General features: G+C 71.6%; 21 protein-coding genes. 7 read left to right on the forward strand and 14 right to left on the reverse strand.

Annotation, left to right across the window (positions count from 1 at the left end):
• Positions 1-76: 76 nt before the first annotated feature.
• Complete coding sequence (locus DEJ28_RS12940) at positions 77-1,465, reverse strand: hypothetical protein (protein ID WP_284180746.1); 1,389 nt, start codon at positions 1,463-1,465, stop codon at positions 77-79.
• Positions 1,466-1,576: 111 nt separating this feature from the next.
• On the opposite strand from DEJ28_RS12940, the gene DEJ28_RS12945 reads away from it, so the two are divergent.
• Positions 1,577-2,008, forward strand: a complete 432-nt coding sequence (locus tag DEJ28_RS12945) for a GNAT family N-acetyltransferase (RefSeq protein WP_111115222.1) — start codon at positions 1,577-1,579, stop codon at positions 2,006-2,008.
• A gap of 33 nt (positions 2,009-2,041) precedes the next feature.
• Here the strand turns inward: DEJ28_RS12945 and DEJ28_RS12950 are convergent, their stop codons facing one another.
• Positions 2,042-2,569, reverse strand: coding sequence for an Lrp/AsnC family transcriptional regulator (locus DEJ28_RS12950; protein ID WP_111115221.1), 528 nt, complete (start codon positions 2,567-2,569; stop codon positions 2,042-2,044).
• A 41-nt stretch (positions 2,570-2,610) separates the two neighbouring features.
• Positions 2,611-3,183 (reverse strand): TetR/AcrR family transcriptional regulator, encoded by a 573-nt coding sequence (locus DEJ28_RS12955; protein WP_111115220.1) that lies wholly within the window; start codon positions 3,181-3,183, stop codon positions 2,611-2,613.
• A gap of 109 nt (positions 3,184-3,292) precedes the next feature.
• On the opposite strand from DEJ28_RS12955, the gene DEJ28_RS12960 reads away from it, so the two are divergent.
• Together DEJ28_RS12960 and DEJ28_RS12965 are read left to right on the forward strand one after the other, a co-directional pair.
• Complete coding sequence (locus tag DEJ28_RS12960; RefSeq protein WP_111115219.1) at positions 3,293-4,768, forward strand: MFS transporter; 1,476 nt, start codon at positions 3,293-3,295, stop codon at positions 4,766-4,768.
• A 340-nt stretch (positions 4,769-5,108) separates the two neighbouring features.
• A complete protein-coding gene (locus DEJ28_RS12965) occupies positions 5,109-5,540 on the forward strand; it encodes a phage holin family protein (RefSeq protein WP_111115218.1) in 432 nt (143 codons plus the stop codon).
• A gap of 24 nt (positions 5,541-5,564) precedes the next feature.
• On the opposite strand, the gene DEJ28_RS12970 is transcribed toward DEJ28_RS12965, so the two are convergent.
• Positions 5,565-6,071: a hypothetical protein gene (locus DEJ28_RS12970; RefSeq protein ID WP_111115217.1), complete on the reverse strand. Its 507-nt coding sequence runs from the start codon at positions 6,069-6,071 to the stop codon at positions 5,565-5,567.
• Positions 6,072-6,126: 55 nt separating this feature from the next.
• The gene (locus DEJ28_RS12975; RefSeq protein WP_111115216.1) at positions 6,127-6,516 is read right to left on the reverse strand and encodes a DUF5997 family protein; all 390 of its coding nucleotides are present in this window, start codon (positions 6,514-6,516) and stop codon (positions 6,127-6,129) included.
• Positions 6,517-6,549: 33 nt separating this feature from the next.
• On the opposite strand from DEJ28_RS12975, the gene DEJ28_RS12980 reads away from it, so the two are divergent.
• On the forward strand, positions 6,550-7,317 hold the full coding sequence (locus DEJ28_RS12980) for a LysR family transcriptional regulator substrate-binding protein (RefSeq protein WP_181433677.1): 768 nt from the start codon (positions 6,550-6,552) through the stop codon (positions 7,315-7,317).
• Between the two features lie 15 nt (positions 7,318-7,332).
• On the opposite strand, the gene DEJ28_RS12985 is transcribed toward DEJ28_RS12980, so the two are convergent.
• From DEJ28_RS12985 to DEJ28_RS12995, 3 genes are read right to left on the reverse strand one after another with little or no spacing between them, the layout of a single operon-like run.
• Positions 7,333-8,142, reverse strand: coding sequence for a DJ-1/PfpI family protein (locus DEJ28_RS12985; RefSeq protein WP_111115214.1), 810 nt, complete (start codon positions 8,140-8,142; stop codon positions 7,333-7,335).
• Between the two features lie 38 nt (positions 8,143-8,180).
• Positions 8,181-8,798, reverse strand: coding sequence for a DNA-3-methyladenine glycosylase I (locus tag DEJ28_RS12990; RefSeq protein WP_111115213.1), 618 nt, complete (start codon positions 8,796-8,798; stop codon positions 8,181-8,183).
• Positions 8,799-8,829: 31 nt separating this feature from the next.
• Positions 8,830-9,246, reverse strand: coding sequence for a VOC family protein (locus DEJ28_RS12995; protein WP_111115212.1), 417 nt, complete (start codon positions 9,244-9,246; stop codon positions 8,830-8,832).
• 93 nt (positions 9,247-9,339) lie between these two features.
• Between DEJ28_RS12995 and DEJ28_RS13000 the strand changes: the two genes are divergently transcribed.
• Complete coding sequence (locus DEJ28_RS13000) at positions 9,340-9,870, forward strand: DUF3800 domain-containing protein (RefSeq protein ID WP_111115211.1); 531 nt, start codon at positions 9,340-9,342, stop codon at positions 9,868-9,870.
• 393 nt (positions 9,871-10,263) lie between these two features.
• Here DEJ28_RS13000 and DEJ28_RS13005 read toward each other — a convergent pair whose 3' ends face one another.
• Together DEJ28_RS13005 and DEJ28_RS13010 are read right to left on the reverse strand one after the other, a co-directional pair.
• Positions 10,264-10,593 (reverse strand): hypothetical protein, encoded by a 330-nt coding sequence (locus tag DEJ28_RS13005; RefSeq protein WP_111115210.1) that lies wholly within the window; start codon positions 10,591-10,593, stop codon positions 10,264-10,266.
• 30 nt (positions 10,594-10,623) lie between these two features.
• Entirely contained in the window at positions 10,624-12,294 is a 1,671-nt protein-coding gene (locus DEJ28_RS13010) for a sodium:solute symporter family protein (RefSeq protein WP_111115209.1), read from the reverse strand.
• 138 nt (positions 12,295-12,432) lie between these two features.
• Here DEJ28_RS13010 and aroQ point away from each other — a divergent pair, with 138 nt between their 5' ends.
• Entirely contained in the window at positions 12,433-12,876 is a 444-nt protein-coding gene (gene aroQ, locus DEJ28_RS13015; protein ID WP_111115208.1) for a type II 3-dehydroquinate dehydratase, read from the forward strand.
• A gap of 219 nt (positions 12,877-13,095) precedes the next feature.
• On the opposite strand, the gene DEJ28_RS13020 is transcribed toward aroQ, so the two are convergent.
• Positions 13,096-13,692: an NAD(P)H-dependent oxidoreductase gene (locus DEJ28_RS13020; RefSeq protein ID WP_181433676.1), complete on the reverse strand. Its 597-nt coding sequence runs from the start codon at positions 13,690-13,692 to the stop codon at positions 13,096-13,098.
• A gap of 88 nt (positions 13,693-13,780) precedes the next feature.
• Here DEJ28_RS13020 and DEJ28_RS13025 point away from each other — a divergent pair, with 88 nt between their 5' ends.
• Entirely contained in the window at positions 13,781-14,257 is a 477-nt protein-coding gene (locus tag DEJ28_RS13025) for an MSMEG_6728 family protein (protein WP_111115206.1), read from the forward strand.
• Here the strand turns inward: DEJ28_RS13025 and DEJ28_RS13030 are convergent.
• The 3 genes from DEJ28_RS13030 to DEJ28_RS13040 form a co-directional block, all read right to left on the reverse strand.
• Positions 14,217-14,507 carry a hypothetical protein gene (locus DEJ28_RS13030; RefSeq protein WP_111115241.1) on the reverse strand — a complete coding sequence of 97 codons (291 nt, stop codon included), beginning with the start codon at positions 14,505-14,507 and terminating at the stop codon, positions 14,217-14,219. The genes DEJ28_RS13025 and DEJ28_RS13030 overlap by 41 nt on opposite strands.
• A 220-nt stretch (positions 14,508-14,727) precedes the next feature.
• Positions 14,728-14,994, reverse strand: coding sequence for a hypothetical protein (locus DEJ28_RS13035; RefSeq protein ID WP_133518835.1), 267 nt, complete (start codon positions 14,992-14,994; stop codon positions 14,728-14,730).
• A gap of 79 nt (positions 14,995-15,073) precedes the next feature.
• Positions 15,074-16,213, reverse strand: coding sequence for a cysteine desulfurase family protein (locus DEJ28_RS13040; RefSeq protein WP_111115205.1), 1,140 nt, complete (start codon positions 16,211-16,213; stop codon positions 15,074-15,076).

The raw sequence follows: 16,213 nt of genomic DNA on the forward strand, positions 1-16,213 counted from the left end.
CACTGATCGAGATCGATGGCCGACCGCGATGGCGGCCGGTGGTGCGTTCCTGCCGTGGAGGACAGGTGCACCGATCTCAGTCAGGGGCGACGTCGTGCTCGCCGACGACCGACGCGGGAACGGCGTCGTCGGTGAGGGTGCCGCGTGACCCCGCGGCGAGGGAGATCTGTCCGCCGGTGGAACCGACGATGCCGACGGCTGCTGCCGAGCCGGCCGAGCCCGCGGCACTGCTGCCGAGGACGCCCGCGACGGGACCGTCGAGCGGGCTGTGCTGGCCGTCGCCGTGTCCCTCGGGGACGAGGAGCGCCCGGCCGCCGAACGTGGCGTCCTGCACGGTGCTGCCGGCCCGGAGACCCGGGGCGCCGGCGAGGACCGTGGAAACGTCGGACGATGCGCCGTCCGCGAGCCCGGACCGGCCGGCGGAAGCCGTGGTCGGGGCCGCTGCGGCGCCCGGTGTCGACGCGCTCACGGCGGCCGGAGCCGCGTCGGGACCGACGCCCGACGGCGTCGAGCCGACCGGGGCGGTGGAGCCGCCACCCACCGGCGTGCCGGGGACGTCGACGACGGGATCCGTGCCTCCAGGCAGGACGCCGCCGACCAGCGGAGGCAGGCCGGCGACGACGTCGGGAACGGACCCGACTGCCGTCCCGACGCCGCCGAGCGTGTCGTCGACGAGCCCGGTGACCGGGCGGGTGACGGTGCCGAGGGTGTCGTCGCCGAGCACGGTCCCGAGGACCGGCAGGCAGCCGACGACCTGGTCGAGCGTGTGGACGACGGTGGTCACCGGACGCGCGCCGGTGAGCTCTTGGACGGCCCCGGTGACGGGGCGGAGGACGGTGACGAGCGTGTCGGTGACAGGGCTGTCGGAGGGCCTGGAGGCGCTGCTCGCCTCCGTCGTCCCGGCCGACGTCGCGGGGGCGGCCGGTGTGGTGCCGGTGGCACCCGCGGGCGCGCTTCCGGCCTGTGCGGCGGGCGTCGCTGCGGGTGCCGGAGCCGGAGCCGAGGGGCTCGAGGGGGCGGGGCTCGACGGGGCGGGCCTCGACGAGGCGGGGGTCGACGGAGCGGGGGTCGACGGGGCGGGTGACGACGCTGCCGGGGCTGCCGGGGCGGCCGCGGGTGCCTGCGCGACGGGGGCGGGAGCTGCCGGTGCCGGTGCGGCCGGAGCCGGCGCTGCGGGGGCCGCCGGTGCTGCCGGGACGGCCTTGCGGACCGGCTCGACGACCCCTTCGACGACGTGTCCGACACCGCTCGTGACGCCCTGCACGGTGTCACCGAGGCCGTGCACGAGACCGCCGACCAGGCCGCGCTGCTGCGACTGCGCGGGCTGCGGAGCAGCGGGCGTCGCGGCGGATGCCGGGCGGGCGCCGAGCAACACGGAGAGCAGCACGAGCGCAGCAGCGATGCCGGCGCCGAGGACGACGTACCGGAGCATCGCGCGCCAGGGTGCGCGCAACGGCTGATCCATGCGCTCACCTCCTGATCTCGGCTGCGCACGTAGAGTGGTTGCCCGGCACGCTACGCCGGTCCGTTCCGGAACGCACCCGATTTGTCAAGAATTCGTCAGGAAAGGCCGGTCTTGGTCTCGATCTTCAACGCTCCGACCCGCAATCTGGACATCGTCACGCTGCACGAGATCCTCCGCCTCCGCCAGGACGTCTTCGTCGTGGAGCAGGAGTGCGCCTACCCCGACATCGACGGCCGCGACCTCGAGCCGGGCACCGTGCAGTTCTGGGCCGGGCAGGGCTCGGTCGATGCCACGCTGCGACTCCTGCGCGAGCCCGACGGCACCGAGCGCATCGGTCGGGTCGCGACCACGGCCGCATCCCGAGGGCAGGGACTGGCGGCGCGGCTCATCGAGGCAGCGATCGCCGAGGCACGGTCGCCGCGCATCGCGATCGACGCCCAGGCGCACCTCGAGGAGTGGTACGCGCGGTTCGGCTTCGTGCGCTCCGGCGAGGACTTCGTCGAGGACGGGATCCTGCACCTCCCGATGGCTCGCACGCGCTGACGCGTCCGGAGCGCGGCGCGGCGCCGGTCGTCGTCAGGCGCGCCAGCGCCGGAGTTCGTCGAACGAACGGCCCTGGTGCGCACGATCCGCGACGAGCCGCTCGAACACGATGTTCGTCTGCGTCGTCGCCACCGACGGGTCACCGCTGAGCTCGTCGGCCACGAAGTCCCGGAGCTGCTCGGTGGACGTGCAGGCGATGTGCACGAGGAAGTCCTTGTCGCCAGCCAGGAACGACACGTCCTGCACGACGGGCACCCGGAGCAGGCGCTTCGCGAAGTCCCGGAGCTCGTGGCGAGCGGCGGCGTGCACCCGCACGGAGACCATCGCCTCGATCGCGAACCCGAGCCGGGCCACGTCGACCTCGGCGCGGTAGCCGCGGATCACGCCGGCGTCCTCGAGCGCACGGACCCGGGTCAGGCACGTCGACGGGGCGATGCCGACGGCCGCTGCGAGCCGGTTGTTCGGCATCCGGGCGTCGGCCGCCAGCGTCCAGAGGATCCGCTCGTCGACCTCGTCGAGGCGGGGAGCGGGGTCGGGGCGGCGGACGGGGCGTTCGGACACGGCTCGACGCTATCGTGCCCGGCCTGCCGAGACGAGCCGTCTCAGTGTCCGGTACCGCCGGTGAGCAGCGCACGGAGGGCGTCGTCGAGGGGCACCGCGACGGCGTCGTGGTCCGCGGAGGCCAGCGGTTCGACCTGCGTCGACGTCCGGAGCATCGTCATCCCGAGCACCACCGCGAGCGCGATCTCGGCACGGACGAGCAGGTCGTCGGTGACTTCGCCCCCGACCGCTCCGGCGAGACGTTCGGCGTAGCGACGGAGGGTCTCGCGGCGGATCGCGTCGGCGCCGTCGTCGCCCGAGGACCGCAGGAGCAGCATCAGCTGCATCGAGTCCTCGTCGGTGGGCGACCGCACCACGTGCCCGATCAGGTCACGCAGGGTGCGTTCGGGGTCCGGGGCAGGGCGTTCCACGGCGCCGAGGTCGCGCACGACGCGGTCGAGGCACGCCCGGAACAGCCCCTCCTTCGACACGAAGTACCGGTTGATGAGGGCCACGTTCACGCCGGCGTCCGCGGCGATGTCCCGCACGGTGGTCGCTCGGTAGCCGTCGAAGGCGAACCGACGTCTGGCGGCCTGCACGAGCAGCGTGCGGGTGACCTCGGCGTCCTTGCTCATGGTCGAAGCGTACCGGGCGGGACGTCGATGTAAGCAAGTGTTGACATTGCTCGACAACCGCGTACCCTCGTCGAGTCAGCAAACGTTTACATCGATCGTACGGAGCACGATGACCGAGACCATGGAGAGCCCGCGGACCGGGTCCCACCCCACCACCGACGGCCGTCGACCGAACAGCACGGCGATCATCGTCTACCTGTCCCTCGGTGGTCTGTCCTTCGCCGTGCTGCAGTCGCTCGTCGCCCCGGCGCTGTCGACGATCGGCAAGGACCTCGGCGCCTCCACGAGCGCGACGAGCTGGGTGCTCACCGCCTACCTGCTCTCCGCCTCGGTGCTGACGCCGATCCTCGGTCGCCTCGGTGACATGATCGGCAAGCGCAAGGTCCTCATCGTCGTCCTGTCGATCCTCCTCGTCGGGGCCGTGCTCGCCGCACTCGCGCCGAACCTCGGCACGCTCATCGTCGGCCGCGCGCTGCAGGGTGCCGCGGGCGCCGTGATGCCCCTCTCGATCGGCATCGTCCGCGACGAGCTGCCGAAGGAGAAGGTCAGCGTCACCATCGGTCTGCTCTCGGCGATCTTCGGCATCGGCGCCGGCGTCGGCATCGTGGCCGCCGGTCCGATCGTCGAGCACCTGTCCTGGCACTGGCTGTTCTGGCTCCCCGCCGTGCTCGTCGTGATCGCCCTGCTCGGTGCGGTCTTCGGCATGCCCGAGTCCCCCGTCCGCAAGCCCGGCCGGCTCGACATGGCCGGCACCGTGGTGCTCGGCGTCTCCCTCGTCGCGATCCTGCTGGCGATCAGCGAGGGTGAGACCTGGGGCTGGGGCGACGTGAAGACCGTCGGACTGCTCGTGCTCGGTGCCGTCGCGCTTGTCGCCTTCGTGCTCGTCGAACTCCGGGTCAGCGAGCCCCTCATCGACGTCCGGCTCTTCGCCGTCCGCGGGGTGTGGACGGCGCACGTCGTCGCCCTGGTCTTCGGCTTCGCGATGTTCGGCACGTTCGTCCTCGTCCCGACCCTGCTGCAGCTCCCCACCGCCGTCGGGTACGGCTTCGGCAAGGACGTCACCCAGGCCGGGCTCTTCCTGCTGCCGACCGTCATCATGATGGTCATCGCCGGACCGATCGCCGGCATCCTCGTGCGGAAGGTCGGACCGAAGCCGCCGATGCTCATCGGTGGGTTCGCCATCGTCGCCGCGTTCGTGATCCCGGCGATCTCGCACGCCGAGCTCTGGCAGGTCGTCGTCTCCGGCCTGCTGACCGGCGTCGGCATCGGCATGGCCCTCGCCGCCTGCTCGAACGCGATCATCGAGAGCGTCCCCGCGAACCAGACCGGCGAGGCGATCAGCGCCAACACCGTCGTCCGGACGATCGGCTCGAGCGTCGGCACCGCGGTCATCGCGGCACTCATCACCTCGCACAGCACCCCGCAGGGGCTGCCGACCGACGACGCGTTCACGATCGGCTTCTGGGCCTGCACCGGCGTGGCGGTCCTCGCGGTCGCCGGCGCCCTCATCGCCCCGTCGATGCGTGCGCGCCGCGCCGCGGCTGCGGCCCGCGGGATCACCGACCTCGACGAGGTCACCGAGTAGGTCCCAGCGCGACCATCCCTGGAGGCCCGTCCTCGCGTCGTCGACGCGGGGCGGGCCTCCAGGCCGTTGCGGTGACCACCTGTGCTCGCCGCCCCGCCGTCCGGACCCGGCGCACGGCGTTCGTCGCGCTGCATGTCGGATCCGGACCGCGATCCTCGGCTCCCGCCGTCCGGATCCGACACGCGGCGGATCGGATCACCCCTCGCGTCGGTCGGCGCGTGCTCCGGATCCTCGTGAACCTGCGAACCCGCCGAGCACCGCCGCAGGTGCCGTGACGATCATCGGCTCCACCGCGTCAACCACGAGGACGCGGAACGCCGCGCCCCGGACAGGAGACCCCATGAGCACCACCGACCACGACGACATCCCGACCGGCAAGCCGTCCTTCCGCGACACCGTCACGGCCGGCCTGGTGCAGAAGGCCCTCGAGCCGGTGCTCCGCGCCGTGCGGGACGAGGTCGCGTCGGCCCGTCGTGAGATCGGCGAGCGGGTCAGCGGCGCGAAGGCGGGGCTCGTGCTCACCGGTGTCGCCGTGGCGTTCGCGTTGACCACGCTCGTCGCGTTGGCGGGCTTCGTGGTCGCGCTGCTCGCGCTGGCGCTCCCGCTCTGGACGGCGACGGGGATCACGTTCGGCGTCTTCGCGATCGTGACCGCGGTGTTGTTCGTCGTCGGGCTCCGGGGGCTCCGTCGGGGTGTGCCGCCGGTCCCGACGGACACCATCCGTGCGGCGAAGGAGCGCGTGACCACTGCGGGCGACACCGCCGGCGACTGAGCCGCGGCGCTCCGCTGCACCGACCTACATCGCGAGCGTCATGCCGACCACGGCGACGGTCATCGCGAACACCTCGCCGCTCCGCACCGCCCGCCGGTCCTCACGCCCCCACTCGTACCGGAGCAACCAGCCGCTGAACGCGCAGTAGCCGATCACGCCGGCGCCGAGGACGGCGGTCAGCGCGATGCCGTGCCCGGCGTGTCCGTCGGCGAGTCCGGTCGTGTGGCCCATCAGGAGCATGCCGGCCATCACGACCGCCGAGAGCGCCCGGTGCACGTCCATCGGCTCGGCACGCCGACCGTCGGCGCGGCGCCGTCGCATCACCGGGAGCGGTGCGAGGAGCAGCAGCAGGGTGGCGACGAGGAGTGTCCACTCCGCCCCGGCGTGCACCACGGGCATGAGCATCGCGACGAGCATCACCGCCGCGGGGATGATCACGCCCGGGCGCGGTCGGTACCGGTCACCGACGATGCAGCACACCGAGGCGAACTGCGGCACGACGAGCATGGCGTCGGCGACGGTCTCGTGCACGGCGGTTCCTCGGGCCGGAGCGCGCGGGTGGAGCGCGCTGGGTGGAGCGCGGTGGTCAGTCCTCGGCGCGGGCAGCCGCCTTGGCGGCGCGCTCCTGCTTCACGCGGGCGTTCTCGGTGTGCACGGCCGCCTGCGTCGCACGCTCGCGGACGAGCCACTCGGGCTTCTGCTCGAGCAGCGTCTTGATCTCCGCGGTGGTCAGCGGGTCGTCGATGCCCGCACGGGTCAGTCCGGAGATCGAGATCCCGAGCTTCTGCGCCACGACGGGTCGCGGATGCGGTCCGTCACGACGGAGCTCCTCGAGCCAGGTCGGGGGTTCCGTGCGGATCTCGTCGAACGCGGTCCGGCTGATCGGCGCGCTCCGGAAGGTCTCCGGGGCGGCCGCCAGCAAGATGCCGAGCTTCTTCGCGGCCGTCTCGGGCTTCATGGTCTGTTCCTGCGCCATACCGACAAGGGTACGGCCCCTATGCTCGTCTGCATGACCGCGGCACTCACCATCGCCTTCGTACCCGGGGTGTCCCCCGCGAAGTGGGCCCGCGTCTGGCGCGAACGCTTCCCCTCCGTCGAGCTCCTGCTCCGCCCGATCGGCTCGGACGAGGTGGACGACGCACTCGCCGGCGAGGTCGACATGGTCTTCGCCCGTGTCCCCGTCTCGGACGCCCACAACGCCATCCCGCTGTGGACCGAGACCGCCGTGGTCGCGATGCCGAAGGACTCGCCGCTCGCCGACCAGCGCGAGGTCACCGACGCGGACCTCACGGACGTGCACATCGTCGACGCCGGTCCGGTGCCGGCCGACATCGACGCGGCGCTCGACCTCGTCGAGGCGAACGTCGGCGTGGCCGTGCTCCCCCAGTCGCTGTTCCGTGCCGCCAGCCGCAAGGACCTCGTCGGCCGCGCGCTCGTCGGCGCGCCGGGGACGCAGATCGTGCTCGCCTGGCGCGACGAGGACACCTCCGAGATGACGGAGGAGTTCATCGGCGTGGTGCGTGGGCGCACCGCCAACAGTTCCCGGAACCAGGCGGACCAGCCTGGAGGCACGGATCGCGACTCCGAGGACGACCCGCGTCCGTCGAGTGGTGGCGGCGGCAGGGCCACAGCGGCCAACAAGAAGACGGTCGCGAAGCGAGGTGCCACCAAGGGCACCGGCGCGAAGAGCGGCGGCGGCAAGAACTCGACCGGACGCGGCCGCGTGCAGCGCGGGATGAAGGGCAAGCCGAAGCGCGGCTCGAAGGGCAACCGCTGACGGCTCGCCGACCGCTCAGCGCATGACGGCCGCTGCGGCCCGTGCGACGCGGTCGCCGCGGGCGTCCTCTGCCGCGGTGCGCGCCGCCGTGACGACCCGGGTGTCGGCACGCTGTGCGGAACCGGCGTCGAACGGCGGTTGCGGGTCGTACTCGATCTGCAGCTGGATCGCCTCGGCCGCGGGCTGACCGACGAGCTCGGCAGCGAGCCACAGCGCCATGTCGATACCCGCGCTCACGCCCGCGGCGGTGACGATCGACCCGTCGGCGACCACGCGGTCCTCCGACGTCTGCGCGCCGAACGCGGCGAGCATCGGCTTCGAGGCCCAGTGCGTCGTCGCCCGCTTGCCGGCGAGGAGCCCGGCACCGCCGAGGACGAACGCCCCCGTGCAGACCGAGGTCACCCAGGTGGCGCGGTCGGCCTCGCGCCGGACGAACGCGATCACCGCGGGGTCGAGCATCGCGTCGAACGCCCCGTCACCGCCGGGCACCACGAGCACGTCCGCCGGACCCGCCCCGGCGATCGTCGTCGTCGGCACGAGCGCCAGCCCGCAGTCGCTCGGCACCGGGTCGAGCGTCGCGGCGACGTACTCCACCCGGGCGCCGGGCACCCGCGAGAGCACCTGCGCCGGGCCGGTCAGGTCGAGCTGCGTCAGGTTCGGGAAGAGCAGGAAGGAGATGCGGATCTCGTCGGGGTCGTGCTCCGGCGTCACTGCGTCGGCGTCGTCGACCGGATCGGGCGTCGGGACCTCGGCGTCGACCGGTACCTCGACCACGTCGGCGTCGACGGGGTGCACGGGGTGGACGCGCGGGTTCTCGGAGCTCATGTCGCGACCCTAGCCCTGCGGCACCGGCGCCGTCCTGGTCAGCTCCAGACGCCGGACGTTCCGCGCCGGTGACTGCCGACGAGGTGCGTGTCGACGATGCCGAGCGCCTCCATCAGGGCGTACATCGTGGTCGGTCCGACGAAGGCGAAGCCGCGCTTCCGGAGGGCCTTCGACAGCGCGACGGACTCGTCGGACTTCGTCGGGACCTCGGCGTACGAGCGGGGCTCCGGCGTCGTCTCCGGCCGGAAGGACCACACGAAGTCGACCAGGCCGCCGTCCTCGCGCAGCGCGATCGTCGCGTTCGCGTTGGTGATCGTCGCGAGGATCTTCGCCCGGTTCCGGACGATCCCGGCATCGGCCATCAGCCGCGCGACGTCGTCCTCGCCGAACTGCGCCACCGTGTCGGCGTCGAAGTCCGCGAACGCCGTCCGGAAGGCAGGCCGCTTCGCGAGGATCGTGCGCCACGACAGTCCGGACTGGAACGCCTCGAGCGAGAGTCGTTCGAACACGCCCCGCTCGTCCCGCACGGGCATGCCCCACTCGGTGTCGTAGTAGCCGCGGAGCAGTTCGTCCGTCGACGCCCACACCGGGCGGGCGAGTCCGTCGTCCCCGACGACCAGGTCGGAGGTGGGCGCGGCGACGGGGTCGGTGCTCATGCCCCCATCCTGGTGCGCACCGCCGACAGCGTCACGCTTCGGGCGGTCCGTCCTCAGCCGCCTGCGGGTCCATCCACACGTACTCCCAGCGGTGCCCGTCCGGGTCGGTGAAGCTCCGCTGGTACATGAAGCCGAGGTCCATCTCCGGGCGGTCCTCCGATCCCCCCGCCATCACGGCCGCGTCGACCACCCGGTGGACGTCGTCCTTCGACGGCGCGCTGAGGGAGTTGATCACCTCGATCGTGCCCGGGTCGGCGATGGGCTTGTCGGTGAACTCGGCGAACTTGGCCTTCGTCAGGACCATGAGGTAGATCGTGTCGCTGATCACCACGCACGCGGCGGTGTCGTCGCTGAACACCGGGTTGATCGAGTAGCCCAGCGCCTCGTAGAACGCCTTCGACCGCTCGAGGTCGTCGACCGGCAGGTTGATGAAGACCATCGTGTCCATGGGGGTCCTTTCGTCAGGATCAACCTGGCGCAGCGCTCGCCCGCGCGCAACCGTTCCTTCCCGGTACGAACTGGTACGCAATATGCTGGTTCGATGCGCGCCTACGTCGACGAGTCCGAGCCAGGCGGCGGCCGCGACAACACCGCCTACGTGCTGGCGGCCGTGGTGGTGAGCGATGTGGTGCGGGAATCAGCCCGAGACGACATCGTCGCGGCGACCCCTCGCCGGATGCGGAAGCTCCACTGGTACGAGGCGCTCCCGGGGCAGCGACTGTCCTGGCTGGACCTCCTCCGGCACGCCGTCTCGATCCTCGTGATCCGGTACGACGGAACAGCAGCCCGGTCGGAACGGCGGCGGCGGCGATGCCTCGAACGCCTCGTCCACGAGCTCGAGGTGCGCGAAGTCGGCCACGTCATCCTCGAGACCCGCGGGGCAGCCCGCGACCGCGATGATCGGGCGATGTTCCACGCGCTCCGAGACCGAGGAGTCGGACGACGCGTGCGGTTCCAGCACGTCCCCGCGTCGGACGAGCCGCTGCTCGCGTTGGCGGACATCGCCTGTGGCGCCCATGTTGCGAAGGTCGGTACCGCGTTCGGAGTCGACGAAGCAATCGTCGTGTCGTGATCCGCCACCGAAAGCGCAAATCCCCGGGCCCGCGCTGGCTGCAGGACATCCGAGGATCACTTCCGACCGAGAACACCCGATCGACATATCAATACTAGAACGACCGTGACGGTGCCGTCAACCCGCACCGGGACGGACCGGAGAGGCGCGGGTGACCGGCACCGTGCCTCCAGGCCCGCTCGGTGCGTCCTGCGGGCGTGAGCCGGTGCGACAACGTCGATGTCGTGCGACGGCGGCCTTGGCGCTCGTTGCACGCGCGCGCTGTTGCAGCCGCGCGGGAACGACGAAGCCGCTGTCGTACGACAGCCGCTTCGTCGTTCCGGGTCGGAATCGCCCACGACAGCCAGCACCAGCCGGCGGCCAGCGCGCCAGCGCGACCCGGCGCGCCCGGCCTCAGGCCAGCTCGCGGCCCTCGCCGGCGGCCTTCTGGTGCGCCTCGGCCTCGGCCTGGCCGATGATGTCCTCCGCCGGGACGGGGCCCAGCCGGTCCCACAGGAAGAACAGCAGCCCGCCGACGAGCATCGACAGCCCGACCCACAGGTTGATGTGGATGCCGCCGGTCTTCTCCGGGTCGGTGTTCCAGTTGACGATGCCGACGATCGTCGTGATGACGCCGTAGAGGACGAAGAGCCCTCCGAGGATGCGGCGCAGGTCGAGACGGCGGGTGGAGCGGACGAGGGCGGCCTTCTGCTCGTCCGTCATGCCGGTGGTGGTGTCACTCATGAGTGGTGATCTCCTTCGCAGTGGTGCGGATCAGAGGAACGGCAGGTAGAGGACGACGCAGAGCACGAGTGCCACGGTGCCGAGCAGCGCCGGCGAGCGGTACCAGGCGGTGTCCGTCGCGACCGAGTCGCTGTGCAGGTCGATCTTGCCGACGCCGTAGACCAGGCCGCCGAGCTCCTTCTCGGGCTTTGGCTTCGTGACCATCGACACGACGAACCCGACGACGAGGACGGTGACGAACGAGATGATCGCGCCGTACAGGGTCTCGGCGGTCGCGGTGGCGAACAGGTCCGGGTTCACGAGGTACGCGATCCACGTGATCGTCGGCGTGACGATGCCGAGGATGTAGCCCCAGAGCGCACCCTGTGTGGTCATCCGCTTCCAGAGCAGGCCGAGGATGAACACGGCGAAGAGCGGCGCGTTGAAGAACGAGAACAGCGTCTGCATGTACGTCATGATGTTCGACGCCTGCGCGGCGATGAATGCGGTCGCGATGCCGACGAGCACGCCCACGACGGTGACCCAGCGGCCGGTCTTGAGGTAGTGCACGTCGGGCATGTTCGGCTTGATGTAGCGCTGCCAGATGTCGTACGTGAAGACGGTGTTGAACGAGGAGACGTTCGCCGCCATGCCCGCCATGAACGAGGCGAGGAGACCCGTCACCGCGACGCCGAGCACACCGGTCGGCAGGTACATCTGGATGAGCTTCGGGATCGCGTCGTTGTAGTCGAGCGCACCCGAGGCGAACTGGTTGCCGACGACGGCCGCGGCGATGAGACCGGGGATGACGACGATCGCGGGGATGAAGAGCTTCGGGATCGCGGCGATGAGCGGGGTGCGGCGGGCGGCGGACATGTTCTTCGCCGAGAACGCACGCTGCACCTCGGTGAAGTTCGTCGTCCAGTAGCCGAAGCCGAGCACGAAGCCCAGGCCGAGCACGATGGCGAGCCAGTTCGCACCGATCGGGTTGGTCACGTCGCCGAAGCCGGTGCCGGCCCAGGCCTGCAGGTGCTGCACGCCCTGCGTCTCGGTGATCGCCTTCGAGAGGCCGCTCCAGCCGCCGACGCGGTGCAGGCCGACGATCGTGAGCGGGATGAGGCCGGCGAGGATCACGAAGAACTGCATGACCTCGTTGTAGATGGCGCTGGAGAGGCCGCCGAGGGTGATGTAGACGAGGACGAAGCCCGCCGACACGACGATCGCGATCCACTCGGGCCAGCCGAGCATGGCCTCGATGACGATGGCCATGGCGTAGAGGTTGATGCCGGCGATGAGCACGTTCGACACCGCGAACGCGATCGAGTTCACCAGGTGCGGGGCCTTGCCGAACCGGCGGAGCATGAACTCCGGCACCGAGCGGACCTTCGAGCCGTAGTAGAAGGGCATCATCACGAGCCCGAGGAACACCATCGCGGGCACGGCACCGACGAGGTAGTAGTGCAGGGTCGCCATGCCGATCTGGGCACCGTTGGCCGCCATGCCGAGGATCTCGGTCGCGCCGAGGTTCGCGGACACGAACGCGAGGCCCGTGATCCACGCGGGCATCGACCTGCCCGAGAGGAAGAAGTCCATGCTCGTGCGGACCTGCCGCCGAGCCGTGAACCCGATGCCGATCACCACCGCGAAGTACACGATGACCATCAGGTAGTCGACCCAGCCCAAGTCGAGCCGGATCCCGTTGTTCGCTGCCGCGAGAACCATTGACACTCTCCGTCGATGTGTTGCAGTCGACAACTCCGCCGACCCGGACGGAGACGTTACACCGATTTGTGACCGTTCACATAGCCAAGGTATGCATCACGCGCGTCATGGGAACAGGGGCCTCGGTAGGCTCGCGCCATGACCGAGCAGTCGCGCATCCTCGTCCTCAACGGCCCGAACCTCGACATCCTCGGTCGACGGGACCCGGCACAGTACGGCACGGTCACGCTCGCCGAGATCGAGGCCATCGTCCACACCGAGGCCGCCGTGCACGAGCTCGACGCGGACTTCCGGCAGACGAACCGAGAGGGCGAGCTCGTCGAGTGGCTGCACGAGGCGCTCGACCACTTCGCGGCGGTCGTCATCAACCCCGCCGCGTACGCCCACACCTCCGTCGCGCTGCACGACGCCGTCGAGGCGCTGTCGGTCCCCGTCGTCGAGGTGCACCTGTCGAACACGTGGAAGCGCGAGCCGTTCCGGCACGTGGACCACGTCGCCACGGCGGCGACGGCCGTGATCGCCGGCGCCGGGCCGGACGGCTACCGCCTGGCGGTCGCGCACGTCGCGTCCCTGCTGGGCTGAGTCGCATCGGACTGGAGGCGCGGGGCGGCCCCGCCACGCGCCTCCAGTCCGACGCTCGGAACGTTCCGAATCCGCGCGCCGCACCCCGTCACCCGGCCGTCGCGAGCGCGAGATCGCACTTCGGCGGGCACCGCTGCCGGCCGTCCGCGCGAAAGTGCGATCTCAGCGGCCACGGGCGATCTCAGCGGCCACGGGGGCGCGGGGCGGCCGCGCGACGGGTCAGAAGTCGGCGGGGCGACGCACCTCGTGGGCACCGGCGGTCGCGAAGCCACCCCGGATGAGCGGGAGCGCCCGGAGCACGGCCTGGTCGATCCGCAGCTCGAGGTCGACGTTCGAGATGTCGTACCCGCCCTCGCGCTTCGTGAAGTCGCGCTCGTTGCCGAACACCCCGATCGGCAGCGTCGTCGACTGGAAGAAGCCGAACAGCGGTCGCATCTGGTGCTCGACGAGCAGGGCGTGCCGGTCGCTGCCACCCGTGGCGGTGAGGAGCACCGGCGTGTCGACGAGGTCGTACTGACCGATCCAGTCGAAGAAGAGCTTGAACGCCCCGGAGTACGCGGCGCGGAACGCGGGACTCCCCACGACGAGGACGTCCGCCGACTCGACGGTCTCCAGGGCGCGTCGGGTGCGATCGGACATCGCCTCGCGGGACGGCGCCGCACCGAGGTCGGCCAGGAGCGGTCCGATCTCGATGGTCTCGGTCCGGGACCCCTCGATCTCCTGCCCGAGGCGCGCCACGGTCGCAGCCACCAGGGTGGACGTCCGCGAGGGGTCCGAGGGGCTGCCGCTGACACCGACGACGAGTTCTCCGCTCATGCGGTCGATGCTCACACGCCTGCGGGGACGGTGGCGTGGTTGTGACGACATGTGTCGGGTTCCAGCGCTGCCGGGTACCGTCCGCGGCATGCAGACGTTCCTGCCGTACCCGGACTTCCGCGCCTCGGCCGAGGTGCTCGACGACCGGCGGCTCGGGAAGCAGCGGGTCGAGACGCTGCAGGTGATGCGGGCGCTGACGCTGCCGGACTACGGGTGGCAGCACCACCCGGTGGTAGCGATGTGGCGTGGGTGGCGTCCCGCGCTGATGGCGTACCAGGACGCCACGTGCCGGGTGTGGAGCGAGCGCGGATACGCCGACACGTGCCTGGTGAAGACCCTCGCGGACCTGGCGCTCGTGCCCGAGGACCTCGAGGCCTACGAGCGCGGCGACTTCCCCGTGCCGCCGTGGAACGACGACCCGGCGGTGCACCGCTCGCACCGGTCGAAGCTCGTGCAGAAGGCCCCGGAGCACTACCGGCCGCTGTTCCCGGACGTGCCGGACGACCTCGACTACGTGTGGCCGGTCAGCGGACGGGCGTCCAGCGCGCTCCGTCGCGACGTGTGACCACGGCGGACCGGACCGCGACGACGTCGGTGAGCCCGGCGACGGCGTGGTCGGCGACGGCCTCGGCGATCTCGTCGGACGGGGCCTCGAACCGGACGACGGCGCACGGGACGCCGCGGAGCAGCTGGACGTCCCGCGCCTCGACGACGGTGAGTTCGGCGACGAGGCGTGCGGCCTCGGGCAGGACGGCGTCGGGGGCCGTGCCGGCGGCGAGGGCGCCGACGGCCAGGGTCACGCGGTACGAGGGCACGGCCACACCGTAACGCAGTGCACCGGACCCGTCGTGGGCCGAGGGGGGACGTGGCGTCGCACAGGGGAAGCGACGCTCGCGCCCACGACGGGTCGCAAGTGCTGCGGGGCACGACGAATCAGGGGATGTCGTGCCCCGCGCCCGGACGCAGATCAGGGGGTCGCGTCCGGGTCGTCGCACCGTCGGGTCCGCAGGGGGACGGACTCGTCGGTGCTGGTCCTCAAGGGTGTTCGGTGTCCTCTCGGTACCGGTCTGTCTCGGTCGGTGCGGGCATCGACCGTCGGGCCGCCGCGGGTCGGACCATGGGGAGCAGGGCGCTCCCGATGGTCGCCAGTGCTCCGACGACGGCGATCAGCCCGAGGGGGGCGGTGCCGAGGTCGTGCTGTGCGGCCAGGACGAGCGCGACGACGGTCGCGGGTGCCGGGAGGAGCTGGACCGCCCGGAAGTGGTCCTCCTGCCGGACCCGAGTCGTCATCGCGTTTGCCATGTGAGTACTCTGACGCAGTTCTCGGGTCCGCAAAAGGGGGGACACGACCCCACTCATGGAGTAGAACGTCTAGTACACCCTAGGCGAGCGTCCGGACCGTGGCGACGGCCTCCGCGACGGCTCCGACGACGACCGGGACGTCGGCGTCACCGAGGCCCGCGTCGAACGTCAGCCGCAGGGCCGTCCGCGCGACGTCCTCCGGCAGACCGAGGGCGGTGAGCACGTGCGAGGCCTCGGTGCTCCCGGCCGCGCAGGCGCTCCCCGACGACGACACGACGTCCCGTTGCTCCAGCTCGAGCAGCACCGTCTCGCCGTTCACCCCGGGGAAGCAGAACGATGCGTGCCCCGGCAGGCGCGATGTCCGCGAGCCGGTGACGAACGCCCCGGGCACGGCCCCGAGCACGCCGTCGAGCACGGCGTCGCGGGTCACCGTGGCCCACGCGACGGCAGCGTCGCGCCCGGCGGCGGCGAGCCCGATCGCCGTCGCGACCGCCACCGCACCGGCGACGTCCTCGGTGCCGGACCGTCGGCCCCGTTCCTGTCCCCCACCGTGCAGGAGCGGTTCGAGCTGTACCCCGGCGCGGACGGCGAGCACCCCGGTCCCCTTCGGGGCGCCGAGCTTGTGCCCCGACAGCGACACGGCGTCGACCCCGAGCACGTCGAGGCCGACCGGCAGCCACGGCGCGGACTGCACGGCGTCGGTGTGGAAGCGCGCGCCGACCTCGTGCGCCACCGCGGCGAGCACCGGCACGTCCTGCACGGTGCCGATCTCGTTGTCCGCGTGCGCGATCGTGACGAGGGTGGTGTCCGGCCGGAGCGCGCCACGGAGCACGGACGGGTCGACGCGGCCGTCCGGGCCCACCGGGAGCACCGTGACGTCGAAGCCGTGGAACCGTTCGAGGTACCGACAGCTCTCCAGCACGGCCTCGTGCTCGATCGCGCTCGTGACGACGTGGCGGCCGCGGGGCGTGGCGAGGGCGATGCCCTTCACGGCGGTGTTGGCGCCCTCGGTGCCACCGGTGGTGAAGACGACCTCGGCCGGTCGGCACCCGAGCACCGCGGCGACGGCGGCACGGGCGTCGGCGAGGCCGCGGGCAGCGGCGTCGCCGACGGCGTGCGTCGAGGACGGGTTGCCGAAGGTGCCGGTCAGGTACGGCCACATCGCCTCGAGCACCTCGCGGCGCACGGGGGTCGTGGCCGCCCGGTCGAGGTAGAACAC

The organism is Curtobacterium sp. MCPF17_002 (genome assembly GCF_003234115.2).
In the GTDB taxonomy this organism is placed as follows: Bacteria; Actinomycetota; Actinomycetes; order Actinomycetales; family Microbacteriaceae; genus Curtobacterium.